A 26,624-nucleotide genomic window follows, 5' to 3' on the forward strand; every position below is an offset into this window, starting at 1 on the left:
AGGGGGAGACCAGCCATGGGGCTTGGGCGGACGACCGTCGTCGAGCAGAAGCAGGGGCAGGGGTGGGAGCAGGGGGAAGAGAGTGAGCGGGAGCAGGGGGAAGAGAGTGAGCGGGAGCCGGTAGCGCGGGAGCGGGGGGACGGTTGCGCGGGCCGGGCTGTCGACCCCGCCCCAGGGCGCGCTCGGCGGTGGGGCCGGGGGCTCCGTGCCCTCCTCGCGGGCCTCGTCGCCGCGGCCGTGGTGGTGCCGCTCTCGGCCGCGGCCCGCCCCCGGATCCCTGCCCCGGCCCCGGCCGTCCTTCCCGCCCCGACGCGGGCCGGCCTGGACGCGGCCTACGCGGCCAACCGGGCGAACGCCGAGCAGGCGGCCCGCATGGCCGCGGCGCACGGGGACGCGCACCGCGCGGCCGTGGACCGGGAGCTGGCGGCGCCCTCGCACCGGCTGCTCTTCTTCGACGGCCGGGGCCCGGGCCGTGCCGTGGAGGTGATCGGCGACCTGGCGCACGCGGACCGCGTCGCGGTCCTCGTCCCCGGCTCGGACACCTCGCTGGACACCTACGACCGCTTCCGCGCGGGCGCGTCGGCGCTCTCCCGCGAGCTCAGCCGGGAGGCCCGCGCCGCGACGCGCACGGCGGTCGTCGCCTGGCTCGGCTACCGGACGCCGGGCACGATCAGCACCACGGTCCTCACCACCGGCCGCGCGAAGCAGGCGGCCCCGCCTCTGCGCCGGTTCGTACGCGAGCTGCGGGGCGTGACGGGCCGCGGCCCGCGCGTCACGCTGGTGTGCCACTCCTACGGCACGGTGGTGTGCGGACGAGCCGCCGCCGGTCTGGACGTGAACGACATCGTCCTCCTCGGCAGCCCCGGCACCGGTGCCGACTCCGTGCGGGCGCTGCACACCCGGGCCCGGGTCTGGGCGGCGCGCGGCGCCGACGACTGGGTGGCGCACGTGCCGCATGTCGACGTGGACCTCCTCGGTACGACCGTCGGCTTCGGCACCGACCCCATGGACCCGGCCTTCGGTGCCCGTACCTTCCCGGCCGGACAGGGCGGTCACAGCGCCTACTTCACCCCCGGCTCCCCGTCCCTGACCAACCTGACCCGGATCGTCCTGGGCGCCACGAAGGAGGTGCGAGGTGACTGACGTGCTGACCCGTGCGCGAGACGCGGCCCGGCACGCCGACGCCGCCACTCCCGCGCACCGCGACCGGGCCGTGGACGCGCTGCGGGCGCTGGCCATCCTCGGCGTGGTCCTCGGGCACTGGCTGGTCACGGCGCTGGTCGCGGACACCGGCGGCGGAGCGCACCGCGCGCTGCACACCGCCAGCCCCCTCCAGCGCATGCCCTGGCTGGCCCCCGTCTCCTGGGTCTTCCAGACCCTCGCCGTGTTCTTCCTCGTCGGCGGGCATGTGGCGACCCGCGGCTACGCGTCGGCCCGCGCCCGCGGCACCGGCTACCCGCGATGGCTCCACGCCCGGCTGTCCCGCCTGTTCAAGCCGGTCGCCGCCGTCCTGGGCCTCTGGACGGTCGCCGCGGCCGCCCTCCTCCTGACCGGGGCGGACCCGGGCACCGTGCGCACCCTCGTCAAGCTGGCCCTGTCCCCCATGTGGTTCCTCCTGGTCTTCGCCGTACTGACGGCGGCGACTCCGCTGCTGACCCGGCTCAACCCGTTGTGGCCTCTGGTGGTCGTTCTGCATGTGGACCTCCTTCGTTTCGGCTTCGGGGCGCCCGGCTGGCTCGGCTGGCTGAACCTGCCCGCGGGCTGGCTCGTGCCGTACACGCTCGGCGCGGCCTGGACCCGTGGCGAACTCCGGCGCCGCCGCGCCGGCTGGCTCCTGCTGACCTGTGGGGCGGCGGCCACGGCGGGCCTCGTCGCCTGGGCGGGCTATCCGGCGTCGATGGTCGGCGTGCCGGGCGCCACGGTCTCCAACCTCGACCCGCCGACCCTGGCCGCCGTCACCTTCGGGCTGGCCCAGTGCGGCCTGGCGCTGCTGGTGCGCGAGCATCTGGGCCGCGCGATGCGGCGTCCGCTCGCCTGGGCGGCCGTGGCCCTGGTCAACCTCTCCGCGATGACGATCTTCCTGTGGCACCAGACGGCGCTGATGGCGACCACGGCCACGGGCCTGCTCGCGGGCCGCCTCCCCGGCCTGCACACCCTTCCCGACTCCCTGGGCTGGGTGGTGGCCCGGCTGGCCTGGCTCCCGGTGTTCGCGCTGGTCCTGGCCGTGTGCTGGGCGGCGTTCCGCGGATACGAGCGGGCCGGCGGCCGGCGTCGTTCCCTGGTGGTGCGGTCCCGTCGTCCCGGGACGGCTCACCCGTCCGGCCCTAGGGTGGACGCGTGATGCGAAGGGGGAACCTCGTCCGGCGAGGGCTGCGGGTGCTGCGTGAGGACCTGTGGACCGTGCGGGCGGATCCACTGCCCCCCTCGGTGTGGCTGCGCTGGCTGCCGCACGGGATCGTGTGGGTGGCCGCGCTCGGCGTCCTGATCGGTGCCACGGCCCAGCTCCAGGACAACGGCCATGTGGCCCCCGGGACGGCGTTCCTGATCGCGCTCGGCCAGAGCGGTGCGATGGTGCTGGCCCTGTGGCGGCCCGTTCCGGCGTGGTGGCTGTCGACGGCGGCGATGCTGCTGGGAGCGGTCGCGGTCCACGGGCCGCTGTTGTCGGGGCGGGCGAGAGACTTCCAGTGGCCGTGGACGGCCGCGGGGATCGTCGCCCACCTGTTCGTCCTGCTGCTGCTCTCCCTGCGGGTCCGCACCCGCGTCGCCGCGGAGGCTTTGGGGTTGACCATGCTGGTCACCTACGCCCTCCAGGGCCTGTGGGGCGCGGCGAACTACGCGTCCACCGGGGTGCTCGGTGTGGTCCTGTCCGCGGTCGTGGTGGTGCTGGGCACCGCGCTGCGCGGCCGCCGCGTGGCCCGTGCGGAACTGGTGCAGCAGACCACGCTCACCGCCGAGGAACGGGCCCGCCGCACTCTGCTGGAGGAACGCAGTCGCATCGCCCGCGAGCTGCACGACGTGGTCGCCCATCACATGTCGGTCATCTCCATCCAGGCCCAGGTGGCCCCGCATCTGACGGAGAACCCGTCCGAGGAGCTGAAGGAGAACCTCGCCGGGATCCGGCAGAACGCGCTGGAGGCACTGGCCGAACTGAGACGGGTGCTCGGCGTGCTGCGCTCGGAGAACCCCGAGGACCCCTACGGTCTCGGCGAGTCCGGCGGCCGGGCCGCGCCGCAGGCCCCGCAGCCCACCCTCGACCGCCTGGACGCCCTCGTCGAGAACACCCGCACCGCCGGCCTGGCGGTCACCCTGGACGTCGAGGACACCCGACGGGAGACCCAGCCGTATCCGCCCGGCGTGGAGCTGTCGGCGTACCGCATCGTGCAGGAGGCGCTCAGCAACGCCCTGCGGCACGCTCCGGGCTCGGCGGTCCGCGTGGAGGTCACCCATGTCCCCGACGGCCTGTTCCTGAGCGTGGTCAACTCCCGTCCGCGGCACCCGGCGCCGCCCTCGCCGGGCGCCGGGCACGGGCTGCTCGGGATGCGCGAACGGGCGGCGATGCTGGGCGGCCATGTCACCGCCGCCAGGACGCTGCACGGCGGTTTCGCGGTGTCGGCCTTCCTGCCCCGTGACGGCACTGCCCCGCTCGCCGCCGCGGCCGACGCGCGCGCCCTGCCCGTCCTGCACACCGACTTCACCACCCCGGGCAACGCACCCGTCGTCGACGTCGAACCACAGGCCGTGCCCGGGAGCCCCGAGGATTCGCCGGCTCCGCCGGCCCTCGGCCCACGCGCTCCCGGTCCACCCCATCCGACAGGAGAAGACCACCCTTGACTTCCTCCCCCTCGTGAACGAGGGGGATTCCTACGGCTCGCGCCGTGGGGTTTTCTGCTTCACTGCCGACTGCCCGCCCGGAGTTCTCCGTTGAGGTCTTACACCGGCTCCACAGACAGACACCGCCCGCCCGGCGGCCAGAAGGTTCTTCGCCGCGTTCACGTCCCGGTCATGGGCCGTGCCACAGCTGTCACACGTCCACGTGCGGACGTTCAGCGGCATCTCCAGCTGGAGGGCGCCGCAGTGGGAGCACAGCTTGGAGGAGGGGAAGAAGCGGTCCACCGCGACCACTTCCCGCCCGTACCAGCCGGCCTTGTACTCCAGCATGCTCCGGAACTGCGACCACGCGGCATCGCTGATGGCGCGGGCCAGGCTTTGGTTCTTGACCATGGTGCGCACGGTCAGATCCTCGATCACGAGCGTTTGGTTCTCACGCACGAGTCTAGTGGTCAGTTTGTGCAGCACATCGCGCCTGCGGTCGGCGATCCGAGCGTGGATCTTTGCGACCTTCGCCCGGGCCTTGCGCCGGTTGGCGCCTTCCCCTTTGGCTTTGCGGGACAACTCCCGCTGGGCCTTGGCCAGGCGCTCGCGGTCACGGCGCTCGTGTCGGGGGTTGGCGATCTTCTCCCCGGTCGAGAGGGTGAGCAGGTGGTCCAGGCCGACGTCGATGCCGACGGCCGTATCGGTGGCCGCGAGCGGCTTCACCCGCGCATCCTCGCACAGCAGCGAGACGAACCAGCGTCCCGCGCCATCGCGGCTCACGGTCACCGTGCTCGGCGATGCCCCGTCGGGCAGGGGGCGGGACCAGACGATGTTCAGCGGGTCGGTCATCTTCGCCAGCCTCAGAGAGCCGTCACGGTACCGGAACGCCGAGGAGGTGTACTCCGCGCTCGCACGGGACTTCTTCTTCGCCTTGAAACGCGGGTACTTGGCGCGTTTGGCGAAGAAGTGCGCGAAGGCGGCCTGCAGGTGCCGCAGCGCCTGCTGCAGTGGAACGGAGGAGACGTCGTTGAGAAAGGCCAGCTCCTCGGTCTTCTTCCACGCGGTCAGCATGGCCGAGGTCTGGTTGTAGTTGACCCGCTCCTGCCGCACCCAGGCCTCGGTACGGGCCGCGAGCGCCATGTTGTAGACCTTGCGCACGCATCCGAACGTGCGCGACAGCTCGGCTGCCTGCGCATCGGTCGGATAGAAGCGGTACTTGAACGCCCGCTTCACGTGAGTGGCCATGGCTCACAAACTAGCACGGCAACTTGTGACCATGGTGGGGTAGTTGATGGTGGACACCGATCCGCCCGGAGGGCGAACCGGCCTTCCTGCCCTGCTCCGCAGGAGTCCGTTTCCTCCCCCGCCTGAAGGCGGGGGTATCCACGGAGGAATTCCGATGACGAGTGGCAGCATCCGCGTACTCATCGCCGACGACCAGCAGATGGTCCGGCAGGGCTTCACCGTGCTGCTCAACACCCAGCCGGACATCGAGGTGGTCGGTCAGGCCGTGCACGGTCTGGACGCCGTCGCCCAGGTCGCCGAACTCGCGCCGGACGTCGTGCTGATGGACATCCGCATGCCCGAGCTCAGCGGCATCGAGGCCACCCGCCGCGTCACCACCGAGACGCCGGGCACCAGGGTCCTGGTGCTCACCACCTTCGACCTCGACGAGTACGTGTACGACGCGCTGTGCGCCGGGGCCTCCGGCTTCCTGCTGAAGGACGCCTCCGCCGACCAGCTGGCGGAGGCCGTGCGGGTGGTCGCCGCCGGTGACGCCCTGCTGGCGCCGGCGATCACCCGCAAGCTGATCGCCGAGTTCTCCCGGATGAACGACAGACCCCGCGCCCCGCTGAAGGAGCGGGTCGGCGACCTGACCGAGCGTGAGACGGAAGTGCTGACGCTGATCGCGCACGGCCTGTCGAACGCGGAGATCGCCGAGCACCTCGTCGTCGCCGAGCAGACCGTGAAGACGCACGTCGGCCGCATCCTGGTGAAGCTGGGCCTGAGGGACCGCACCCAGGCCGCGGTCTTCGCCTACGAGTCGGGACTGGTGCGCCCCTCCGGGTACTGAACGCGGGGGCGGCCTCGGGCCGCGGACGGACACGGACGGACTTGGACGGGCTCGGGAGCACCCGTAGTACCTGAGAGGGAGGCCGAAGGACCCCCCTCACTGGGGACGACCGCGACACCCGCGGACGCCTACCGTTCTCAGCGTGACCGAGAAGACGCACACGCAGACGGCGCCGGACGGCGCGTTCGACCCGCACGAGGGGCGCAGCCCCGAGTACCGGTTGGTCGTGAACGCGCTGAGCGGGCTGCGGCAGGACCTGTTCCACGACGCCTTCGCCTACCGCCCTCTGCACCGCAGGAGTGTCGACGGCCGCCTGGCCGGGTGGTTGTCCGGCCGCACCCGGGAGTACGCGGCCTGGGCTCCGCACCTGCTGGTCGCGGGCGTCGGCGTGCTGGCCATGCTCACCGCCTGGATCAGCGCCGACGACGGCCTGTGGGCGCCGATGGCCGCCCTGCTGGCCCTGGTGCCGGTGCTTCTCACCCTGGTCCGCCCGGTCGGCGCGTTCTGGCTGTCGTTGGCGGCGGGAGCCGTCACATCGGTGGCCGCCGACACCTTCGGCGACTGGCCGTGGCAGCCCGGCAGCTTCCTCTCGCACCTGACGGTGCTCACGGTCGTGGCGATACGCACCCGGCCGCGCACAGCGGGATGGATGTGGCTGCTCACCGCTCTGTACGCCGTCGTCGTCGAGGGCGTGTTCGGCTACCACTTCAGCAACGACTCCGCGCCCATGCTGGTCGTGTCCGCCGTGGCCCTGCTGGCCGTCACCGTCTGGCACATACGCCGGGAGGCCGAGCAGACGGTGACCGCCCAGCAGACAGTGACCGCTCACGAGCGGTCCCGCCGCACGCTGCTGGAGGAGCGCACCACGATCGCCCGCGAACTGCACGACGTGGTGGCTCACCACATGTCCGTGGTCGCCATCCAGGCCGAAGCGGCGCCCTACCGGGTGCAGGATCCTCCGCCGGAACTGGAGAAGGCCTTCGCCACGATCCGGGAGAACGCGGTGGCGGCCCTCACCGAACTGCGCCGCGTCCTCGGAGTCGTCCGGGCGGAGGACTACGAGGCTCCGGAGGCCCCGCAGCCCACCCTCGCCGACCTCGACACGCTGCTGGCCAACGTCCGGGAGGCAGGCCTGAAGGTGGAGAAGGCGGTGACGGGTGCGGTGCGGGAGCTTCCGCAGGGCGTGGAGCTGTCGGCGTACCGGATCGTCCAGGAGGCCCTGAGCAACAGCCTGCGGCACGCACCCGGCGCGAGCGCCCGGGTCGAGATCGGCTATGTGCTCGGCGGCCTGGGCCTGCGCATAGTCAACGGTCCGCCGCCCGAGCCGTCCCGGATCCAGCCCTCGCCCGGAGCGGGGCACGGCATCACCGGCATGCGGGAGCGCGTCTCCATGCTGAGCGGCGAGATGACGGCCGGCCCGGTGGACGGCGGGGGGTACGAGGTGGCGGTGTTCCTGCCGGTTCCGACGGTGATCGAGGGCGAGGCATGACCATCCGTGTGCTGATCGCGGACGACCAGATGATGGTGCGCGAGGGCTTCTCGGTCCTGCTGAACGCGATGCCGGGCATCGAGGTCGTCGGGGAGGCGGTCAACGGCCGTCAGGCAGTGGACCGCGTCCGTGAACTCGCCCCGGACGTGGTCCTGATGGACATCCGCATGCCGGAGCTGAACGGCATCGAGGCGACGAAGGAGATCGTGGCCGCCGGCGGGGCGTCGAAGGTGCTGGTGCTCACCACCTTCGACCTGGACGAGTACGTCTACCAGGCCCTGCGCGCGGGTGCTTCGGGCTTCCTGCTGAAGGACGCCTCCGCACGCCAACTGGCCGAGGGCGTCAGAGTGGTGGCCGCCGGCGAGGCGCTTCTCGCGCCCTCGGTGACCAAGCGGCTGATCACGGAGTTCTCGAAGCTGCCCGAGGCCCCTCGGCTCATGCCGTCCGCGCAGGCGGCGTACGGCGATCTGACCGAGCGGGAGACGGAGGTGCTGGTGCTCATCGCGCAGGGCCTGTCCAACGCGGAGATAGCCGGGCGCCTGGTGGTGGCCGAGTCGACGATCAAGACCCATGTCAGCCGGATCCTGGTGAAGCTGGGCCTCAGGGACCGGACGCAGGCGGCGGTGTTCGCCTACGAGGCGAGACTGGTGACGCCGGGATAGGGCGCCGGGGGAGAGGGACCCACCTGGTCAGGGGGTGCCTCCGGTCGGGAGTCCCCGGTCACGGGGCCCCTGGTCAGGACGGGGGACGCCGGGCTAGCGTCCGTGTATGGCCGCTCCTTCCGCCCCCTCCGCTTCGTCCGGTCTCCCGTTCGACCCCTGGGACCCGGCCTTCGTCTCGGACCCCTGTCCCGCCTACGCCGAACTGCGTGCCCGGGGCCGTGTGCTCTACTACGAGCCGAGCGACCAGTGGCTCGTGCCGCACCACGCGGACGTGTCGGCGCTGCTGCGGGACCGCCGGCTGGGCCGGACCTACCAGCACCGGTTCTCGCACGAGGACTTCGGCCATACGCCGCCTCCGCCGGAGCACGAGCCGTTCCACGTCCTCAACGACCACGGGATGCTCGACCTGGAGCCACCGGACCACACCCGGATCCGGCGCCTGGTGTCGAAGGCGTTCACCCCGCGGACGGTGGAACGCCTGAAGCCGTACGTCCACCGGCTGGCGAACGATCTGGTCGCCGCGCTGGTGGAGGCGGGCGGCGGTGATCTGCTGACGGACGTCGCCGAACCGCTGCCCGTCGCCGTGATCGCCGAGATGCTCGGCATCCCCGAGTCGGACCGCTCGCAGTTGCGGCCCTGGTCGGCGGACATCTGCGGGATGTACGAGCTGAACCCGTCCGAGGAGACGGCGAGGAGGGCGGTGCGGGCCTCGGTGGAGTTCTCGGACTACCTACGGGAGCTGATCGCGGCCCGCCGCCGGGAACCGGGCGAGGACCTGATCTCGGGGCTGATCGCCGCCCACGACGAGGGCGACCGGCTCACGGAGCAGGAGATGATCTCCACGGCCGTGCTGCTCCTCAACGCCGGTCACGAGGCCACGGTGAACGCGACGGTCAACGGCTGGTGGGCGCTCTTCCGCAACCCGGACCAGCTGGCCGCCCTGCGCGCGGACCACTCCCTGATCCCGTCCGCCGTCGAGGAGCTGATGCGCTACGACACTCCGCTCCAGCTCTTCGAGCGGTGGGTGCTGGACGAGATCGAGATCGACGGCACCACGATCCCGCGGGGTGCGGAGATCGCCATGCTGTTCGGTTCGGCCAACCACGACGCCGAGGTCTTCACCGATCCCGAGCGGCTGGATTTGACCCGGCGGGACAACCCGCACATCTCCTTCAGCGCGGGCATCCACTACTGCATCGGCGCCCCGCTGGCCCGGATCGAGCTGGCGGCCTCCATGGCGGCCCTGCTGGAGCGGGCTCCGGCCCTCACCCTGGCGGCCGAGCCGGAGCGCAAGCCGAACTTCGTGATCCGGGGGCTGAGGGGGCTGAGCGTGGCGGTGGGCTGAGGAGCACGGCCTGCCCGGGCCGTGCGGTCAGGGACGTGTCCGGGGCCGCCTTGGAGGTCAGGTCGTCATGTCGCGCCGGCGCAGTCCCACCAGCCCCACCGCCACCAGGGCGAGAGCGACCACGGTCAGCATCACCACCGGCCCCCAGGCCATCCCCCCGCCCGGCAGCTTCGGGAGGTGGCCGAAGGGAGAGATGTCCAAAATCGGCTGCGGCACGTCCAGGGCCGGGCCGACCCAGCCCAGCAGGAGCACGGCGCCGGCCACGCCCCACGCCGCCACCGCGGCTCGCGGGAGCACGCCGTACAGCAGCACCGCGAGGCCTCCGATCACCCAGATCGCGGGGACCTGGACCAGGCAGGCACCCAGGATCGGCCCGACCCGCTCGCCGTAGCCGACGGCGAAGCCGAGGCCGGCGAGGAGCATGATCCACACCGAGCCGCCGAAGGCGACGGCGAGGTGTCCGGCGGCCCAGCGCAGCCGGCCGACCGCGTTCGCGAGCAGGGGTTCCGCCCGGCCGGAGGTCTCCTCGCCGTACAGCCGCAGCACCGAGGCCACGACGTACAGTGCGGCGATCAGTCCGAGCATCCCCACCATCGAGGCGAGGAAGGCGTCCGTCAGCCCCGACTGGCCGCCCATCCGCTGGAAGATCTCACGGGCGTTGTCGTTGTCGCGGACCAGGTCGGCCGCCCCGTCCGTCAGTCCGCCGTAGACGATCCCCGCCACGAAGAACCCGATGCTCCAGCCGAGCACGCCGCCGCGCTGGAGCCGCCAGGCCAGCGCGGCGGCGGTGCCGAGGCGGCCGGCGGCCGGTCCCGGCCGGGTGGGCAGGAAACTCATGCCCACGTCCCGGCGCCCCGCCAGCCCGTACGCCAGCGCGCCCTGCACGGCCGTGGCCGCCGCGAACAGCAGCAGCACCCACCAGCGTTCGCCGGCGAAGGACCGCTGGTTCTCCAGCCAGCCCAGCGGCGACAGCCAGGTCAGCACCGAAGACCCGTCGTCGGCGGCGGAGTCGCCGGCCGCGCGCAGCACGAAGGCCGCTCCCAGGACCGCCGCCGTCATCCCGCGGGCCAGGCGCGCGCTCTCGGTGAGCTGGGCGGCGATGGCCGCCGTCGTGGCGAAGACCATGCCGACTCCGGCGAGGCCGAGCCCGAAGGACAGGGCACCCGAGGCCCCCTGCCCGGCCAGGCCGACTGTGACCAGCAGGGCCGTCAGGGCGTTCGCCACGGCCGCCGCCAGCAGCGCCGCCGTGAGGGAGGCGCGGCGGCCGACCATGCCCGAGGCCACCAGTTCCTGGCGGCCGCTCTCCTCCTCGTCCCGGGTGTGCCGTACGACGACCAGCAGGCTCGTCACGGCGGCGAGCGCGGCGGCGAACACGCCCACCCGCCAGGCGGTCAGCGCGCCGATCGAGGTGTCGAAGACCGGGCCGATCAGGGCGCGGAAGGCGGCGTTGGTCTCCATCTGGCGCACCAGGTCGGCGCGTTCGGCCGCGGTGCCGTACAGGCCCTTCAGGGTGTTCGGCATGGAGAGCACCATGAGTGCGTTCACCGCGGTCCAGGCGGGGATCAGCACCCGGTCGCGGCGCAGGGCGAAGCGCAACAGGGTCCCGGTGCCGGCGAGTTGGCGTGTACCGCGCGGCGTGGCGGTCGCGAGGGCGGTCATCGGGACACCTCGGCGACGTCGTCCTGGTAGTGCCGCAGGAACAGTTCCTCCAGCGTCGGGGGTGTCGACCTCAGCGAGCGCACACCGGTCGTGCTCAACTGCCGGAGGACGGCGTCGAGGTCGTCGGTGTCGACCTGGAGGCGGACGTGACGGCCCCGCACGTCGAGGTCGTGCACGCCGGGCAGGTGGGCCAGGCCGTCGGGCGGGCCGGCGAGTTCGGCGGTGACGCTGGTGCGGGTGAGGTGACGCAGGTCGGCCAGCGAACCGCTCTCGACGGTGCGCCCCTTGCGGATGATGCTCACCCGGTCGCACAGCTCCTCCACCTCGCTGAGGATGTGGGAGGAGAGCAGGACGGTGCGGCCGCGGTCGCGTTCCTCGGCCACGCAGCGCTGGAAGACCTCCTCCATCAACGGGTCGAGGCCCGAGGTGGGCTCGTCCAGGATGAGCAGGTCGACGTCGGAGGCGAAGGCGGCGACCAGGGCCACCTTCTGCCGGTTGCCCTTGGAGTAGGTCCGGCCCTTCTTCGTCGTATCCAGTTCGAACCGTTCGATCAGCTCGGCGCGGCGCTGCTGGTCGAGGCCCCCGCGCAGCCGGCCGTACAGGTCGATGACCTCGCCGCCGGAGAGGTTGCGCCACAGGGTGACGTCGCCGGGGACGTACGCGATCCGGCGGTGCACCTCGACCGCGTCGGTCCACGGGTCGCGGCCCAGCACCTGGGCGGCGCCCGAGTCGGCGCGCAGCAGTCCGAGCAGGACCCGGATGGTGGTGGACTTCCCGGCGCCGTTGGGGCCGAGGAAGCCGTGGACCTCGCCCCGCTCCACGTCCAGGTCGAGTCCGTCCAGCGCGTGGGCGGCGCCGAACGCCTTGTGGAGGCCGGAGACGGTGATTGCCTTCGTCATGCTTCGGAAGTTACGCTACTTTCAGAAAATTGTGAAGTTAAAGAAGCATGTAAACTCGGGGGCGCATCGGGACGAGGGGAGAGGACGCGGGCATGGCGGACGAGAAGGCGCCGGAGCGGGACCCGGAGGCGGTGTCGACGTTCGTCGAAGGCTTCGCGGCCCAGCTGGTCGAGGCCGGGCTGCAGCGGATGCCGGCCCGCGTCTTCGCCGCACTGCTCTCCTCCGACACCGGCTCGCTCACCTCCAGCGAACTGAGCGAGCAGCTGAAGATCAGCCCGGCCGCGGTCTCCGGCGCGGTGCGCTACCTGGCGCAGGTCCACATGGTCTCGCGCGAGCGGGAGCCCGGCTCGCGCCGCGAGCGCTACCGGGTCCACGCCGGCCAGTGGTACGAGGCGCTCACCAATCGCGAGGCGGTCATCAAGCGCTGGGAACACGCGCTGCGCGAGGGCGTCGAGAGCCTGGGCGCCGAGACCCCCGCCGGGCGGCGGCTGGCCGAGACGCTGGCCTTCTTCGAGTTCGTCGACGGTGAGGTCGCGGCGATGATGGAGCGCTGGCGGGTGCGCCGGGAGGAGCTGTTCGGGCCTTCGTGATCACACCCTGTGGATGTAGTCGATCCACTACTCCGTGTGGTGGGCTGGTCTGCATCCGGAGGCGGGCGCATCATGACGTTGATGACTGAGCGACCGACGATGAGCGGCATCGAGCCCGAAGGCTTCGAGGCGTTGCTGGACGCACTCGTTGCGGTGGATGAAGCCGTCGCACCCACAGGCTTCAAAGCCGAGATCGTCAGGGGGAGCATCGTCTTGTCGCCGTGGTCGAAGGGGTATTGCACCCGCATCATGCGCATCGTTTCCGAACAGCTGACGCCGCACCTCCCCGAAGGACACGTCATCGACCGGACCCCGAACCTGTTCGTATTTCCTGGAGACGAGAGCGCGTACGGCCCGGACGTCTGGGCGGCGCATGAGCGAGTCCTTGAATCGGACAGCTACCACCTGGACGGCGAAGCCCTCTCCTTCGTCGCCGAGCTGACGTCCACCGCCACCCGGAAGGACGACCTGATCGGCAAGGTCGAGGTGTACGGCAGGGCGGGCGTTCCCGTGTACCTGGTGCTCGACATGCAGAAACAGGAGGCGACGGCCTACGGGGCCCCGTCGGCGGCGGGGTACGAGTTCCGGATCAGCAAGCCGTTCGGCGAGAAGCTCCCCATCCCGGAACCCTTCGACTGCACCCTCGACACGAGCGGGTTCCGTCCGCCCGAGGACCAGGCCTGACTCACCCCGCCGGGGGCACCACCAGTCCCCAGGCCCCCTCCCGTACCGTCCACGTCCGGGTCCGCACCGGCCCGGACACCAGCGCGTCCGCCCGGTACCGGAAGTGCGCCCCCGAGACGGTCACCGTGCGTCCCTCCGCCCGCACCGGGGATCCCGCGGCGCCCACGGAGAGCGGCCGTACCTCCACCTCGGCCACTCCGGCGGCTCCCGGCACGACCGACACCGCCTCCACGGGCTGGTCCAGGTCCACCACCAGCTCCCCGTCGACCTCCACCCGGAGCCGGGAGGGCTCGGGACCGGCGTCGGACGCCGTCCGGGCCGGGCGGGCCACCAGGGTCCGTACGAGGGACTGGCAGGTCCGCAGCCAGGGGTGGCCCGGCGTGGAGGGCGCCTCGGCGGGCGATGCCGTCGCGCCCGCAGGCACCTCGTGCGGAGCGAGCGGCGGGATGCGCAGCGTCCCCAGCACCACCCCGTCGCTGTCGTCGACGAGCAGGTCCAGACGCCGTACGGCCCCGTCCAGCACGGCCCGCGCCGCCGCCACCGGCCCCGCTGGCACACCCAGCGAGCGGGCCAGGGACATGACATCTCCGACCGGTACGACCGACAGCGCGCAGGCGGCCAGCTCCCGCTGCCGGTGCAGCAGGGACACCGCCCGCAGCAGCGCCCGGTCGTCACCGACCACCACCGGTCGCCGCGAGCCGCGCCGCGCCAGCGCCCGGGCGAACTCCTCCGGCCCGTCCGGCAGGCACACCTTGGTGGCCGCACCCGCGCTGAGCACGTCTTTCGCGATCCGTACGGACTCCCCGTCCGTCCGCCTGGCGACCGGGTCGATGACCACCAGCAGCTGATCGGACGTCGCGAAGGTCGCCACCTCGGTCCTGCCTCACTTCCTCGGGTAGCATCTTTGTGCAAGAGCCCCTTGCGCTATTGCGCCAGGGGCTTCGTCTATTCCGGGGCATCCGGTCCGACGGTTTGTGCGGCCGACGACGGTCGCGCGGTGTACGCGGCGGTGAACCCGCGTACGCCCCTGACCTTGGACATGCCCCGCCCGGAAGGGGTGTACGCGCGTGCCCGCACTTGTGCTGCTCGGTGCTCAGTGGGGTGACGAGGGCAAGGGAAAGGCCACCGACCTGCTCGGCGGCTCCGTGGACTATGTGGTGCGTTACCAGGGCGGCAACAACGCCGGCCACACGGTCGTCGTCGGCGACCAGAAGTATGCACTGCATCTCCTCCCTTCCGGAATCCTCTCCCCCGGATGTACTCCCGTCATCGGCAACGGCGTCGTCGTCGATCCGTCGGTCCTGCTCTCCGAGCTGAGCGGTCTGAACGAGCGCGGCGTCGACACGTCGAAGCTCCTGATCAGCGGAAACGCCCACATCATCACGCCGTACAACGTCACCATGGACAAGGTGACGGAACGGTTCCTCGGCAAGCGCAAGATCGGCACCACCGGACGCGGCATCGGTCCGACCTACGCGGACAAGATCAACCGTGTCGGCATCCGCGTGCAGGACCTGTACGACGAGTCGATCCTCACCCAGAAGGTCGAGGCGGCGCTCGACGTCAAGAACCAGATCCTGACCAAGCTGTACAACCGGCGCGCGATCGCCGTGGGCCAGGTCGTCGAGGAGCTGCTGGGCTACGCCGAGCAGATCAGGCCGTACGTCGCCGACACGGTGCTGGTCCTCAACCAGGCCCTGGAGGAGAACAAGGTCGTGCTGTTCGAGGGCGGCCAGGGCACCCTCCTGGACATCGACCACGGCACGTACCCCTTCGTCACCTCCTCCAACCCGACGGCGGGCGGTGCCTGCACCGGCGCCGGCGTCGGCCCGACGAAGATCAGCCGGGTCATCGGCATCCTGAAGGCCTACACGACCCGTGTCGGCTCGGGCCCGTTCCCGACCGAGCTGTTCGACGAGGACGGCGAGGCGCTGCGCCGGATCGGTGGCGAGCGCGGTGTGACGACCGGTCGTGACCGCCGCTGCGGCTGGTTCGACGCGGTGATCGCCCGCTACGCGACCCGGGTCAACGGCCTCACGGACTTCTTCCTCACCAAGCTCGACGTCCTCACCGGCTGGGAGCAGATTCCGGTCTGCGTGGCCTACGAGATCGACGGCAAGCGGGTCGAGGAGCTCCCGTACTCCCAGACCGACTTCCACCACGCGAAGCCGGTCTACGAGTACCTGCCCGGCTGGCAGGAGAACATCTCGAAGGCCAAGACCTTCTCCGACCTGCCGAAGAACGCCCAGGCCTACGTCAAGGCCCTGGAGGAGATGTCCGGCGCCCCGATCTCCGCGATCGGCGTCGGCCCGGGCCGCGACGAGACGATCGAGATCAACTCGTTCCTGTGACCCGGCCGGTGCCGTAGACCTGCCGGGAACGGCGGCCGCCGCCGCGCGCGTCGGCCGCCGTGGGCCCGTGTCCGCCCTCGTCCCCCACATTGCCGGTGACCGGCAACGGGGACCCGTTCCACTTGCCCGGGTCCACCTCTGTTCGCCCGTGATTGCCCGGTGCACGATGGTTCACGGACAGTGCGGTGAGCCGTCGGGACCGACCGGGGGGTGGCCAGGTGAAGCCGGTCAGGGCGTCCTGGGGCAGGTGCGTGGCGTACGGGTTGATCAGCGGCACGGTCACCTTCGCCGTACTGGTCGTCGCGGTGGGGCTGCTGCCGGTCGGCGACGGCGGGGCCGCCCTTCTGATGTACGCGGCCCTCGTCGTGCCGCCGGCGCTGATGGCCCGCCGGTTCGCGTCCGGGCCGACGAGGAGACCGGTGGCCGGACGGGCACTCGGACCCGGGCCCGCCGCGAAGCCCGCGCTGCGATCCGCGCATGCGTCAGGACGCGAGCCCTCACCGGGACGCGAACCCGAGTCACGCGGACCGGGGTCACGGCTCGAACCCGCGTCACGACCCGGACCGGAGCGGAGGGCGGACGCCGTCCGCGCCGCCGAGCAGGCCGTCACCGAGTACGGCGAGCTGCTGACCGACCACCCCTACACGCCTCGGCCCGCGAGCACCCCGGACGACCTGGCGGACTACGCCACGGCCCTCCAGGCGTACGAGGACGCCAAGGCGAGCACCCCCGACCGGGTTCCGGAAATCCTGGAGCGGGGGCGGGCGGCCCTGGAACGGCTGGACGTCGCCGCCCGCGCCGACGGGCAGGGCCTCACCTGGACCCACGGCTCCGGGCCGGCCCGGGTCCGCGTGCACAGGCCCGGGACGGGCGGCCGGGTCCTCCTGGTCTTCGAGTCGGAAGGCCGGGAGCACGACGCCTACGCGGTGTCCGGCACGGGGTTCGGTCGCGCGACCGAACTGGTGAAGGGCGTGTGCGGCAGGGACGTCACCCGCGCCCGGGTTCTGGTGCCGCCGCAGCGGGGCGCGGTGATGCTGCTGGAGGTGACGGTCCCCGGTCCGTGGCGGCTGACGCTGCGCCCCGCCGGCGAGACACGGCAACTGCGCCGCGGCACCCGGCTGACGGGCCGGGGCATCGAGAGCGTGGTCAAGGCGGCGGGCCTGCCGTCCCTGCGGTTCGAGCACCACGGTGACGGCCCGTTCCGCCTTCTCACGGTCAGCCGTTCGCTCCACGCGGGCCCTGTCCTGGCCGCCGGACGCGGCAGGGCCCGGCTGACCGTCCCGGTCCCCGACCGCTGCCTGCTGCGCGTCGAGACCACCGACCGCTGGAGCCTGAACGACCCCGAAGCCTGAACTTCCGCACGCCGCGTGTGTGCTGTGGTTCAGCTCTCACTTCAGCATGTATGAAGGTGATTTCCGGCCACCCCTCCGTCTCCCGGCTCCGCCTCGTGGCTCCTCCGCTTCACCGGGACGGCACAGGACACTCGAAAGCCGTCCCGCCGGCCCTCATGTGCCGGTTCGCCGTCGCTGAAGTCGCTTTCCCGTCACGCTCGTTGCCGCAGTGCGCCGGTGCCCCCGGACGGCCCTTGATCCGCTCGGGTGCCATGTGTCTATCGTGACCAGCGTGCTCGGCGGATGTGACCGATCCGCCGCCGCATGCGTCGACCGGCAACGGGTGCGACAGGTTCGCTACGGGGGAAGGCGGCTCGAAGACTCGTGAACCTCCGTACCCGACTGCGTACCAGCCCCGCCGCGTGGACCGCGCCCGTCTGGGTGGGTCTCGTCGCGTTGACGTCGCCGATCTCGCGGAGGAGGCCGACCAGGTCACCGTCCTGCAGCACGGGCGGATCGCCTTCACCGGACGCACCCGGGAGTTCCTGGCCCACGCCCCACGCGACACCTCCGAGGCGCGCCGTGCCGAAACGGCCTAGGCCGTCGTCTCCTCGCTGCCCGCCGCCACGGAGCCCGGGTGACCGCCCGGACCCGTGGCGCCGGGCTCAGCTGAAGACGATCATCGAACCCTGGGCGAGGCTCCGGGTCGCGGCCGCGTGCAGGCCGAGCCACACGTGGCGTTCGCGGGCGAAGGGGCTGGGGTCGTAGGGGGCGGGAGCGGCCGGCTGTTCGAGTTCGGTGGGAGCGGACGGGGGTTCCGGGGCCGCCGGTGGGTTGGCCGGGTCGATCCCGATGGCCGGGGCGACGTGCTCCAGCTCGCGCAGCAGGGCCTGCGAGGAGCCCAGTGGGCCGCCGCTCGCCAGGAGTTCGTCGTTGGACAGCGGATGGGGGAAGTCCAGCGGGACGTACGCGCCGGCGTGGTCGTAGTGCCAGACCAGGTGGGACTGCTGTGCCGTGGACTCGAACATCTCCAGCAGCTGCTCGTAGTCGCCGCCCAGTTCGTCGACCGGGGTCAGCGGCAGGCCGCAGACCTGGAGGAGGTAGGAACGGCGCAGGAAGTGCAGCGCGTCGTAGTCGAAGCCGGCCACCGGCGCGACCTCCCCGGACAGGCCCGGCATGTACTGGTACACCGGCACCGGCGGGAGCCCGTTCTCGGCCAGCACCTTGTTGTACTGCGCGAGTTCCTCGGCGAACGGGTTGTCGGGGGTGTGGCACAACACGTCCACGAGCGGTACCAGCCACAGGTCACAGGCCAAAGAGGGCTCCTCATCCGGTGCGAAGCACACGACACGGTCGGGAAAACGCGGTCAGAGAAGGGTAGTCGGTGCGGGTCCCCGTCAGCTCCCCTCGTGCAGGTCCCATACCCACACCCCGCCCGTCCACTTCCCCGGGTGGCCCACCAGTGCGGTGACCGCCTTGCGCAGCGGGCCGTCGTTGGGCTGCGGGGCGAGGACCAGGGCGCCCGCGTGCCAGTAGGCGAAGTCCTGCCGGGCCTGCGCCCGCCAGTTCTCGCCGATGGCCGGCACCTTGCCGGTGTAGCGCACGTCCCGCAGCAGGTTGGAGGTGTAGCGCGGGGAGGCGCCGTAGATGCCGATGCGGTCGGGGCCCCAGGGGCCGTTGAAGTAGCCGCCGGGAAGCTTGAAGCCGAGGTGGGCCGCCGTCTGCCAGTGCAGGGCCTCGGCCGCGCCCGGGTCCGGCAGCGGCACCGGAACGAGTGACTCGCCGTCGCGGACGTACGGCTTCCACATGCCGTCCGCGATGAACGCCGGCACCGGGGCGCGGTCCGCCGACTTCAGCGGGGCGGGCACCACCGGCAGCAGGGCGAGGGCGACGGCCGTCAGAACGGCGTAGAGCGTGCTGACCTTGCGGGCCCCCGACAGCCGGGCCAGGGCGAGCGCGAGCAGCATGCCGAGCGCGGGGGCGCAGATCATCGCGACCCGGCCCTCGATGACCGACTCGAACAGCGGCTTGTGGGCGAGCAGTGCCCAGGGGCCGGGGTAGACCGTGTCGGTCATCGGCAGGCGGAACTTCGGGCCCAGGGAGAGGAACGCCGCGCCGACCGCCGTCACCGCCAGCGCCTTCACCAGGGTCCGCTCCCACAGCCGTACGGTGATGCCGAGGGCGAGCAGGACCAGTGGCCAGCCGTAGAAGGCGTTCTGCTCGGTGGGGTTGAGGGACAGGGCGTCGGCCTGTGCCGCGTCGCCCGCGAACAGGGAGCGCTCGGCGAAGGACAGCAGGGCCAGGGGGCTGTTGCCCGCGTTGTCGCCGTGCAGCACGCTCTGGTAGCTCTGCGGGCCCGCGAACTGCCAGTACAGGGGGAAGGCGACGATCGGCAGGCAGACCGCGCCGCCGATCAGCAGGCCCCTCAGCAGCGGCCGCCAGGCCGCTTTCGCCGCCTCCCGGTCCGCCACCCCGTAGGCGGCGGCGAACAGCGTCATGCCGATCGCCGCGAGCAGCAGCGGTTCCTCGCCCAGGAAGATCTGGTACGTCGTGAGCAGCCCCAGCACGATCCCGTCCCGGCGGACCCGGTCGCCCTCGCACAGGCGCAGCGCCCGGTCGATGATCAGCGGGATCATGAACAGGATCACGAAGTTCGGGTGCGCGTTGGCGTGGCTGACCATCGGCGGGGCGAACGCGGCCAGTGAGGCGCCCGTGAAGGCCGCTCCCCGGTGCCGTACGACCCGTTTGACGATCAGCCAGTACCAGGTGGCGGCGGTGGCGGCCAGGCCCAGGGTCATGCAGACGCTGAGCGAGACCGCGGGGCCGAAGGCGAGCGTGATCGGGGCGAAGGGGACGGACAGGCCCAGCATGACCGTGTTGGCCATGAGGTTCACGCCGTCGGGGAAGTTCTGGAGGTCGGTGAAGAGGGGGTTGCGCAGATGGGCCAGGCTGTCGGCGGTGACCGCGAAGAACCACTCCCACTGGTTCTGGTCCTGGAGCGAGTCCGGCAGGTAGCGGTGGCCGGGGTCGCTCAGGCGGCCGGAGTACAGCACCACCGCCATCACCAGGAAGGCGAGGACCGCGAGGACGTCGGCGGGCCGGGCGGTGCGCGCCTTGAGCCGGGCGAGCTCGGCGAGGACCCGACCGTAGTCGAGCGGGCCGACCTTGGAGCCGGCCTGGTGGGACCAGCGGACCGGGACCTCGGCGACGGGCCAGTCGGCGCGCCGGAAGTGCTGGAGCACCTCCACGTCGATGCCCCAGCCGTTGAGCCGGGAGGCGGCGAAGGCGGTGCGGGCCCGCTCGCCGTCGAAGAGTTTGAAGCCGCACTGGGTGTCGCGTATGCCGGGCACCGCGACCCGGCGTATGAGGACGTTCCCGGCACGGCCCATCAGCTCGCGCACCCGGTGCTGGTGGCTGCCTATCGTCGCGCCGGGCACCGAGCGGGACCCGATGGCGGCGGCGCCGCCCTCGCTCATCGCCTTGTCCAGCCGCTCCAGCTCCTCGATGGGGGCGGCGAGGTCGGCGTCGGTGACCAGCACGCGCCGGCCCCGGGTGGCGGCGACGCCCAGACGGAGGGCGTGGCCCTTGCCGCGGTTGCGCCCGCCGCCGACGAGCCGGACCCGCGGGTCCCGGCGGACGGTGACGAGGCCGCCGGTGCCGTCGGTGGAGCCGTCGTCGGCGACGACGATCTCCCAACTGCCGAAGCGGCCCTCGTTGTCGCCGAGGTAGGCGGTGACGGCGTCCAGGGTGGGGCCGAGGCGCTCGTGCTCGTTGTAGGCGGGTATGACGACCGACAACTCGACCGGCGGCGCGTCGGCGGGCGGCGCAGCGGCGTTCCGGTCGGCGAAGTGCGCGTCGGGGGCGGGCGGCTCCTCGGCCCCGGGGGCGGATCGGCTCATGCTCCCGCCATCCGGTCGGCCATGACGAGGGAGTGCGCGTTGTACGCGGCAACGATCGCCCGGGCCGCCGGAACGTCACGTCTCACCAGCGCCTCGGCGAGTTCGGTATGTCCGCACCACAGCATTTCGCGCAGATCGTCGCGCCGGCGCAGGTGCTGCACCGCGCACACCCAGGACTGCACGCGCAGCCGGTTGAGGAAGTCGGCGAGATGGGGGTTGCCGAACAGCAGGCCCAGCTCGCGCCAGAAACGCAGGTCGTAGCCGATCAGCACGGTCAGGTCACCGGCGCGGGCCGCTCGCTGGGCCTCCTCGCCGCGCCGGCGCACCCCCGCGAGGGCGGCCGCCGTCCGCGGGTCCAGCGGGTCGCGCAGGGCCGCCCTGCCGTCGGCCACGGCCTGGAACATGCCGTCCGTGACCAGGCTGCGAGCCTCGATCATCTCGCGGAAGTCGGCCGGCGAGTACTGATGCACATGGAACCCGCGGTGCTGGTCCGCCTCCAGCAGGCCCTGTGCGGACAGATCGACGAGCGCCTCGCGCACCGGGGTCGCGGACACCCCGTACTGCTCGGCGATCTCCTTCACCGTGAACTCCTGCCCAGGCTGAAGGCGCCCCGCCAGCACCTCGTCCCGGAGCGCCTCCGCGATCTGCTGCCGCAGGGTGCTGCGCGTCACGGCCGGGGTGCCGCTGATGCCGGGCATGATCGGGGCGTCTCCCTTACGCGTGAGGTGGCGTGCTCGTCGTCCTCGAACGTACGTCCACGGGGTCGCGTACGTACGTATGTCTACGAGCACGCCACCTTACGCGTTCGGGTTGCCTCGACCGCCCGGTGAGGCGGGAACAGGAGTGTCCCGATCCGGCGGGCTACCTCGTGTACTCGTCCGCCACCGACAGGGCGGCGTCCAGGGCGGCCAGACCCTCCTTCAGCTCGGCCTCCGTGACGTTGCACGGCGGCACCACGTGGGTGCGGTTCATGTTCACGAAGGGCCACAGGCCGTGCGCCTTCGCGGCGGCGGCGAAGGCCGCCATCGGCGCGTTCGCCTCCCCGGCCGCGTTGTACGGCACCAGCGGCTCGCGGGTCTCGCGGTCCTTGACCAGCTCCAGCGCCCAGAACATGCCGACACCGCGTACGTCGCCGACGCTGCTGTGCCGTTCGGCCAGCTCGCGCAGCGCCGGCTCCACGACCTCGGTGCCGAGCCGCCGCGCATTCTCCACGACGCCCTCCTCGGCCATCACGTTGATCGTCGCGACCGCCGCAGCGCACGCCAGCGGGTGCCCCGAGTACGTCAGACCGCCGGGATAGGCCCGCTTGCCGAAGGTCTCGGCGATCTTCCCGGAGATCGCCACACCGCCCAGCGGCACGTACCCCGAGTTCACCCCCTTGGCGAAGGTCATCAGGTCCGGCACGACGTCGAAGAGCTGCGCCGCGAACCACTCACCGGTCCGCCCGAACCCGGCCATCACCTCGTCCAGGACGAACACGATCCCGTACTTGTCGCACAGCTCGCGCACCCCGGCGAGATAGCCGGGCGGCGGCACCATGATCCCGGCCGTCCCCGGGATCGTCTCCAGGATGATCGCGGCGATGGTCGACGGCCCCTCGAAGGCGATCGTCGTCTCCAGGTGCTCCAGGGCCCGCGCGCACTCCTGCTCCTCGGTCTCGGCGTAGAAGCGGGAGCGGTAGCGGAAGGGGGCCCAGAAGCGCACGACCCCCGAGGTGCCGCTGTCGGAGGGCCAGCGGCGCGGGTCGCCGGTGATGTTCATGGCCTGCTGCGTGCCGCCGTGGTACGAGCGGTACGCCGAGAGCACCTTCGGCCGCCCGGTGTGCAGCCGGGCCATGCGCACGGCGTGCTCGACGGCGTCGGCACCGCCGTTGGTGAAGAAGATCTTGTCCAGGTCGCCCGGGGTCCGCTCGGCGATCAGCCGGGCCGCCTCCGAGCGCGCCTCCAGAGCGAACGCCGGCGCGAACGTGGTCAGCCGTGCGGCCTGCTCCTGGATCGCGGCGACGACCTTCGGGTGCTGGTAGCCGATGTTCGTGTAGACGAGCCCGCTGGCGAAGTCCAGGTAGCGCCTGCCGTCGTAGTCCCAGAAGTACGACCCTTCGGCGCCGGCCACGGCCGGCGGGTCGATGAGCTCCTGCGCGGACCAGGAGTGGAACACGTGCGCCCGGTCGGCGGCCTTCACGGCGGCACCGGCCTCGGGGTTCGGCTCGGGGCTCAGCGGGGGCTGAGAGGACTGAGGGGTCATGGCCGCGAGCGTAGATGTCCGGGACACGGACCCGGCATGGGCGTCCTGTCTGCGCTCCGGGGGATTTAGCGACAGGTTGTCGGGGAGCGACGTGGTGGGGGGCGGCGTGGGGCGTGGTGGCGCGGCGTGGGGTGGTGGGGCGCGGGGTGCCGGTACGGCCGGCCGCCGTTACGGAACCGTAGACACGGGCCGCTCCGTCACTCCCGGTGGCGGCACTATCCTCGGGCTGTCGAGCAGGGACGTATCGGGGGGATGTCGGACATCGGTCGGGCATCGGGGGGAGGCGCTGAGCCATGGAGGAGCTGGGGCCCGGCGATCCGCAGCAGATCGGCGCGTACCGGCTGCTCGCGCGGCTCGGGGCCGGCGGCATGGGGCAGGTGTATCTGGCCCGGTCGGACCGGGGTCGGACGGTCGCCGTGAAGCTGGTCCGGCGGGAGCTGGCGCAGCGGGAGGAGTTCCGGGCGCGCTTCCGGCAGGAGGTGCGGGCCGCCCGGAGGGTCGGCGGTCACTGGACGGCGCCCGTGCTGGACGCGGACACCGAGGCCGCCGTGCCGTGGGTCGCCACCGGGTACGTCGCCGGACCCAGCCTGCAACAGGTGGTCGGGCACGATCACGGCGCGCTGCCCGAGCGTTCGGTACGGATCCTCGGGACGGGTCTCGCGGGCGCCCTGAAGGACATCCACGCGGCCGGGCTCGTCCACCGCGACCTCAAGCCCTCCAACGTGCTGGTCACCATCGACGGCCCGCGCGTCATCGACTTCGGCATCGCGCGGGCCCTGGAGACCGTCACCGACGGCGGCCTCACCCGGACCGGCGCGCTGGTCGGCTCGCCCGGGTTCATGGCGCCCGAGCAGGTGCGCGGCGACCGGGTCACGCCCGCGGCGGACGTCTTCTGCCTCGGCTCCGTGCTCGCCTACGCGGCGACCGGCACGCTGCCGTTCGGCACCTCCGACAGCGGTGTGCACGCGCTGATGTACCGCATCGCCGAGCAGGAACCCGACCTCGATGCGCTGCCCGAGGGCATCTCCGACCTGGTCCGCGCCTGCCTGAGGAAGGACCCGGCGGTGCGGCCCACACTCGACTGGATCCTCGACCGCACCGGCGCCGAGGACACTTTGGCCGACGGCCGCTTCCGCGACCCCTGGCTGCCGAGCGCCCTGGTGGCCCAGCTCGGCCGCCACGCGGTGCGGCTCCTGGACGCGGAGAACCCGGAGGAACGGGAGCCGCAGGGGACGCCGGGGGGTGCGGCGGGCGCGGCGGGTGCAGCAGGTTCGGAGGGTGTCGCTGCCGTCGCCGGGGCCGTCGCGGGGGCCGGGAGTCCCGAGCCGACAAAGGATGTGCAGGCGGGTCCGGCAGCGGCGGCCGCTGCCGACCAGGGGGAGCCCGGCAGCGCCGGAGCCGGAGCGAGTGCCGGCGCGGGAGCCGCTGCCGGAGCGGCGGGGACGGCTTACCCCGCCGCTGCCGGACCTCCGGCCCTGCCGGGCGCCGCCGCCCCCGGATCTCCGACTGCGCCGGCCGCAGCCGGGCCCCCGGCGTCTCCCGGCGCCGCCGGGGTTCCCGCCGCTCCCGCCGTCGCTGCCGGATCCCCGGCGGCTCCTGCCGCTCCCGCCGCCGGCGGTGTTCCAGCCGTTCCCACCGCCGCTGCCGGGACCTCGCCCGTTCCTGGAGCTGCTGAGGTCCCCGCCGCCCCCGGTGCCGCTGCCGGTGCCGGAACGCCCCCCGTTCCCGGCGCCTCCGGTGCCCCGGTCGCTCCCGGGGCCGTTGCCGGAACTCCGCCTGTTCCGGGCGGCGTTGCCGGAACTCACGCCGCTCCCGGCGTCGTTGCCGGGGCTCCCGCCGCCCCCGTCTCCACCCCGCCCGTGCCCGGGCAGCCGGGCGCCGGCGGGGCGCAGCCGCCCGTCGATCACCTGCCCACCATGGTCGCGGGCCGGCCGCCAACGCCCGGGCCGGCGCCGGCGCCTCCGGGCTACGGTTACCCGCAGCAGCAGGCCCCCGGCCCCTACGGCCCTCCGCAGCAGCCCGGCGGCTGGGCGCCGGCCGGGGCGCACAACCCCTACGGCGGCCTGGGCGCGACCCCGCCGTACGGGCCGCCGCCGGTCGGTTCCACGCCGCCGTACGGACCGAGCCCGCTTCCCGCGCAGCACGGACCGCGCCGGGGCGGCGGCGGCCGCTCCACCGCCGCGCTGGTCGCGATGGCGCTGGTCGTCGCGCTCGTCGCGGGCGGTTCGGTGTACGCCCTGATGCGCAGCGGCGGCGACCACGACGCCAAGGGCGGCCCCGGCCCCGGCCCGACCGCCACCGCGCCCACCACCCCGGCCGACGCGACAGGCCCCGGCGCGTCGCCGGAGACGTCGTCGCCCGACTCGCCCACCCCCTCGGACGGTGTCGTCCCGGTCGCCTACCTAGGCACCTGGGCGACGACGATCGACAACGTCTACGGAGCCAACCCCCGCCGCCTGACCATCAGTCAGGGCGAGGTGGGCGACACGGTCCTCACGCTCGTCGCCGACGGCCCGCTGCAGGGCGGCGGCACCTACCACTGTGTGTTCCGGGCCGACCTGACCCGGAGGCCGGTCGACGGCGGTCCGCTGGAGATCGGGCCGTCCTCGCTCACCGTCGGCCAGGGCACGCAGGGCTGCTCTCCGGGCGCGGCCACGCAGGTCAGCCTTCTGTCGGACGGCAGGCTGCGGCGCGTGAACACCAGCACAGGGGAGCAGCTGACCTACACCAAGGAGTGACAGGCGCCAAAGAGTGACGGGGGCGACGGCGGCGGGCGGTCAGCGCGGCTCCGGCGGCCGTTGCCGGGGCATGTTGGGCCGCGCACCCCCCGGCGGCAGCGGCACACGCCCGCCTCCGGCGGTGCTCGCCTCCGGCCGGCCGGGGCCGGACACCGCCGACCGGAGGCCCATCGGCGCGGAGCCGATCCGGAACTCCACCATCCAGTCGGCCGTCTCCGTCCGCACCAGCTCGGTCACGTCCTCCGAGAACCGCCGCAGCACCGTCAGGCACCGCTCGGCGGCCTCGCTCGCCGTGCCCTCGGCGGGTCCCAGCACCTCCCGCACGTTCTCGGACGCCCAGTCGAACTGGAGCGCCTGCAACCGCCGCTGCACGGCCTGCGCGGTCGCCACGTCCCTCATCCAGCCGGAGGTCACCCCGAAGTACCGGTCGATGCCGACGCACGCCACGGACAGCAGCAGCGCCAGATATCCCCAGGGCGCCACCCCGTCGACGGCCCGCGTCAGATCCAGCAGCGGCAGCGCCGCCCCGGCCACCGCCCCCGCCGTCGCCCCGCACCGCAGCACCCGCGCCCCGCGCCGCTTCCACACCCGCTCGGTGAGGTACCAGGACGCGGTCTCGAGCGCGCCCCGCTCCACCCACCGGTACAGCTCGTCCAGCCGCTCGGCCGGCTCGCCCCAGTCGCCGAGCGGGAACGGCCGCCCGGTCAGGTCGCCCGGCCGCAGCCTGGCCGCCCCGTCGCCGCGCCCGTCCCGTCGCGAATCCTCGGGCTGCATCTCCGGCTGACCCACCCGGCACTCCCTACTGATCACGGTCTGTGACGCTGGCTGACGCGCCGGCCCCCTTCC

At 72.7% G+C, this 26,624-nt stretch carries 22 protein-coding genes; 13 read left to right on the forward strand and 9 right to left on the reverse strand.

Annotation, left to right across the window (positions count from 1 at the left end):
• The first annotated feature begins 15 nt into the window (after window positions 1-15).
• Genes ACWDUZ_RS09690 through ACWDUZ_RS09700 form a run of 3 tightly spaced genes read left to right on the forward strand, consistent with a single transcriptional unit; the run spans window position 16 to window position 3,831 of the window.
• Window positions 16-1,143: an alpha/beta hydrolase gene (locus ACWDUZ_RS09690; RefSeq protein WP_451631265.1), complete on the forward strand. Its 1,128-nt coding sequence runs from the start codon at window positions 16-18 to the stop codon at window positions 1,141-1,143.
• The gene (locus ACWDUZ_RS09695; protein WP_451631266.1) at window positions 1,136-2,341 is read left to right on the forward strand and encodes an acyltransferase family protein; all 1,206 of its coding nucleotides are present in this window, start codon (window positions 1,136-1,138) and stop codon (window positions 2,339-2,341) included. The genes ACWDUZ_RS09690 and ACWDUZ_RS09695 overlap by 8 nt, the downstream gene beginning before the upstream one ends.
• Entirely contained in the window at window positions 2,341-3,831 is a 1,491-nt protein-coding gene (locus ACWDUZ_RS09700; RefSeq protein ID WP_451631267.1) for a sensor histidine kinase, read from the forward strand. Before ACWDUZ_RS09695 ends, ACWDUZ_RS09700 begins: the two co-directional genes overlap by 1 nt.
• A 30-nt stretch (window positions 3,832-3,861) precedes the next feature.
• Here ACWDUZ_RS09700 and ACWDUZ_RS09705 read toward each other — a convergent pair whose 3' ends face one another.
• The gene (locus ACWDUZ_RS09705) at window positions 3,862-5,058 is read right to left on the reverse strand and encodes an RNA-guided endonuclease InsQ/TnpB family protein (RefSeq protein ID WP_451631268.1); all 1,197 of its coding nucleotides are present in this window, start codon (window positions 5,056-5,058) and stop codon (window positions 3,862-3,864) included.
• 154 nt (window positions 5,059-5,212) lie between these two features.
• On the opposite strand from ACWDUZ_RS09705, the gene ACWDUZ_RS09710 reads away from it, so the two are divergent.
• From ACWDUZ_RS09710 to ACWDUZ_RS09725, 4 genes are all read left to right on the forward strand, one after another.
• Window positions 5,213-5,887, forward strand: a complete 675-nt coding sequence (locus ACWDUZ_RS09710; RefSeq protein WP_451631269.1) for a response regulator — start codon at window positions 5,213-5,215, stop codon at window positions 5,885-5,887.
• A gap of 142 nt (window positions 5,888-6,029) precedes the next feature.
• Complete coding sequence (locus tag ACWDUZ_RS09715; protein ID WP_451631270.1) at window positions 6,030-7,376, forward strand: sensor histidine kinase; 1,347 nt, start codon at window positions 6,030-6,032, stop codon at window positions 7,374-7,376.
• Window positions 7,373-8,038: a response regulator gene (locus ACWDUZ_RS09720; RefSeq protein ID WP_451631271.1), complete on the forward strand. Its 666-nt coding sequence runs from the start codon at window positions 7,373-7,375 to the stop codon at window positions 8,036-8,038. The genes ACWDUZ_RS09715 and ACWDUZ_RS09720 overlap by 4 nt, the downstream gene beginning before the upstream one ends.
• 106 nt (window positions 8,039-8,144) lie before the next feature.
• Window positions 8,145-9,383, forward strand: a complete 1,239-nt coding sequence (locus ACWDUZ_RS09725; RefSeq protein ID WP_451631272.1) for a cytochrome P450 — start codon at window positions 8,145-8,147, stop codon at window positions 9,381-9,383.
• 57 nt (window positions 9,384-9,440) lie between these two features.
• On the opposite strand, the gene ACWDUZ_RS09730 is transcribed toward ACWDUZ_RS09725, so the two are convergent.
• Together ACWDUZ_RS09730 and ACWDUZ_RS09735 are read right to left on the reverse strand one after the other, a co-directional pair.
• On the reverse strand, window positions 9,441-11,042 hold the full coding sequence (locus ACWDUZ_RS09730; RefSeq protein WP_451631273.1) for an ABC transporter permease: 1,602 nt from the start codon (window positions 11,040-11,042) through the stop codon (window positions 9,441-9,443).
• Entirely contained in the window at window positions 11,039-11,941 is a 903-nt protein-coding gene (locus tag ACWDUZ_RS09735) for an ABC transporter ATP-binding protein (protein ID WP_451631274.1), read from the reverse strand. Before ACWDUZ_RS09735 ends, ACWDUZ_RS09730 begins: the two co-directional genes overlap by 4 nt.
• A 92-nt stretch (window positions 11,942-12,033) precedes the next feature.
• Between ACWDUZ_RS09735 and ACWDUZ_RS09740 the strand changes: the two genes are divergently transcribed.
• Both ACWDUZ_RS09740 and ACWDUZ_RS09745 read left to right on the forward strand, forming a co-directional pair.
• Window positions 12,034-12,531 (forward strand): GbsR/MarR family transcriptional regulator, encoded by a 498-nt coding sequence (locus ACWDUZ_RS09740; RefSeq protein ID WP_451631275.1) that lies wholly within the window; start codon window positions 12,034-12,036, stop codon window positions 12,529-12,531.
• Between the two features lie 99 nt (window positions 12,532-12,630).
• Complete coding sequence (locus tag ACWDUZ_RS09745; RefSeq protein ID WP_451631276.1) at window positions 12,631-13,215, forward strand: Uma2 family endonuclease; 585 nt, start codon at window positions 12,631-12,633, stop codon at window positions 13,213-13,215.
• A gap of 1 nt (window position 13,216) precedes the next feature.
• Here the strand turns inward: ACWDUZ_RS09745 and ACWDUZ_RS09750 are convergent, their stop codons facing one another.
• Window positions 13,217-14,086, reverse strand: coding sequence for a diacylglycerol kinase family protein (locus ACWDUZ_RS09750; protein WP_451631277.1), 870 nt, complete (start codon window positions 14,084-14,086; stop codon window positions 13,217-13,219).
• A gap of 196 nt (window positions 14,087-14,282) precedes the next feature.
• Here ACWDUZ_RS09750 and ACWDUZ_RS09755 point away from each other — a divergent pair, with 196 nt between their 5' ends.
• The 3 genes from ACWDUZ_RS09755 to ACWDUZ_RS09765 all read left to right on the forward strand — a co-directional run bounded on the left by ACWDUZ_RS09755 (window position 14,283) and on the right by ACWDUZ_RS09765 (window position 17,496).
• Window positions 14,283-15,566 (forward strand): adenylosuccinate synthase, encoded by a 1,284-nt coding sequence (locus ACWDUZ_RS09755; RefSeq protein WP_451631278.1) that lies wholly within the window; start codon window positions 14,283-14,285, stop codon window positions 15,564-15,566.
• Window positions 15,567-15,817: 251 nt separating this feature from the next.
• Window positions 15,818-16,918: a hypothetical protein gene (locus ACWDUZ_RS09760; protein WP_451631279.1), complete on the forward strand. Its 1,101-nt coding sequence runs from the start codon at window positions 15,818-15,820 to the stop codon at window positions 16,916-16,918.
• 401 nt (window positions 16,919-17,319) lie between these two features.
• Window positions 17,320-17,496, forward strand: coding sequence for a hypothetical protein (locus ACWDUZ_RS09765; RefSeq protein ID WP_451631280.1), 177 nt, complete (start codon window positions 17,320-17,322; stop codon window positions 17,494-17,496).
• 66 nt (window positions 17,497-17,562) lie between these two features.
• Here the strand turns inward: ACWDUZ_RS09765 and ACWDUZ_RS09770 are convergent, their stop codons facing one another.
• The 4 genes from ACWDUZ_RS09770 to ACWDUZ_RS09785 form a co-directional block, all read right to left on the reverse strand.
• On the reverse strand, window positions 17,563-18,213 hold the full coding sequence (locus ACWDUZ_RS09770) for a hypothetical protein (protein WP_451631281.1): 651 nt from the start codon (window positions 18,211-18,213) through the stop codon (window positions 17,563-17,565).
• An 81-nt stretch (window positions 18,214-18,294) separates the two neighbouring features.
• Window positions 18,295-20,796: a dolichyl-phosphate beta-glucosyltransferase gene (locus tag ACWDUZ_RS09775; protein WP_451631282.1), complete on the reverse strand. Its 2,502-nt coding sequence runs from the start codon at window positions 20,794-20,796 to the stop codon at window positions 18,295-18,297.
• Window positions 20,793-21,494 (reverse strand): GntR family transcriptional regulator, encoded by a 702-nt coding sequence (locus ACWDUZ_RS09780; protein ID WP_451631283.1) that lies wholly within the window; start codon window positions 21,492-21,494, stop codon window positions 20,793-20,795. The genes ACWDUZ_RS09775 and ACWDUZ_RS09780 overlap by 4 nt, the downstream gene beginning before the upstream one ends.
• 163 nt (window positions 21,495-21,657) lie before the next feature.
• On the reverse strand, window positions 21,658-23,013 hold the full coding sequence (locus ACWDUZ_RS09785) for an aminotransferase class III-fold pyridoxal phosphate-dependent enzyme (protein WP_451631431.1): 1,356 nt from the start codon (window positions 23,011-23,013) through the stop codon (window positions 21,658-21,660).
• A 320-nt stretch (window positions 23,014-23,333) separates the two neighbouring features.
• Here ACWDUZ_RS09785 and ACWDUZ_RS09790 point away from each other — a divergent pair, with 320 nt between their 5' ends.
• Entirely contained in the window at window positions 23,334-25,778 is a 2,445-nt protein-coding gene (locus tag ACWDUZ_RS09790; RefSeq protein WP_451631284.1) for a serine/threonine-protein kinase, read from the forward strand.
• Window positions 25,779-25,817: 39 nt separating this feature from the next.
• Here ACWDUZ_RS09790 and ACWDUZ_RS09795 read toward each other — a convergent pair whose 3' ends face one another.
• Window positions 25,818-26,567: an SLATT domain-containing protein gene (locus tag ACWDUZ_RS09795; RefSeq protein ID WP_451631285.1), complete on the reverse strand. Its 750-nt coding sequence runs from the start codon at window positions 26,565-26,567 to the stop codon at window positions 25,818-25,820.
• Between the last annotated feature and the right edge of the window lie 57 nt (window positions 26,568-26,624).

Source organism: Streptomyces sp. NPDC003393 (assembly GCF_053589015.1).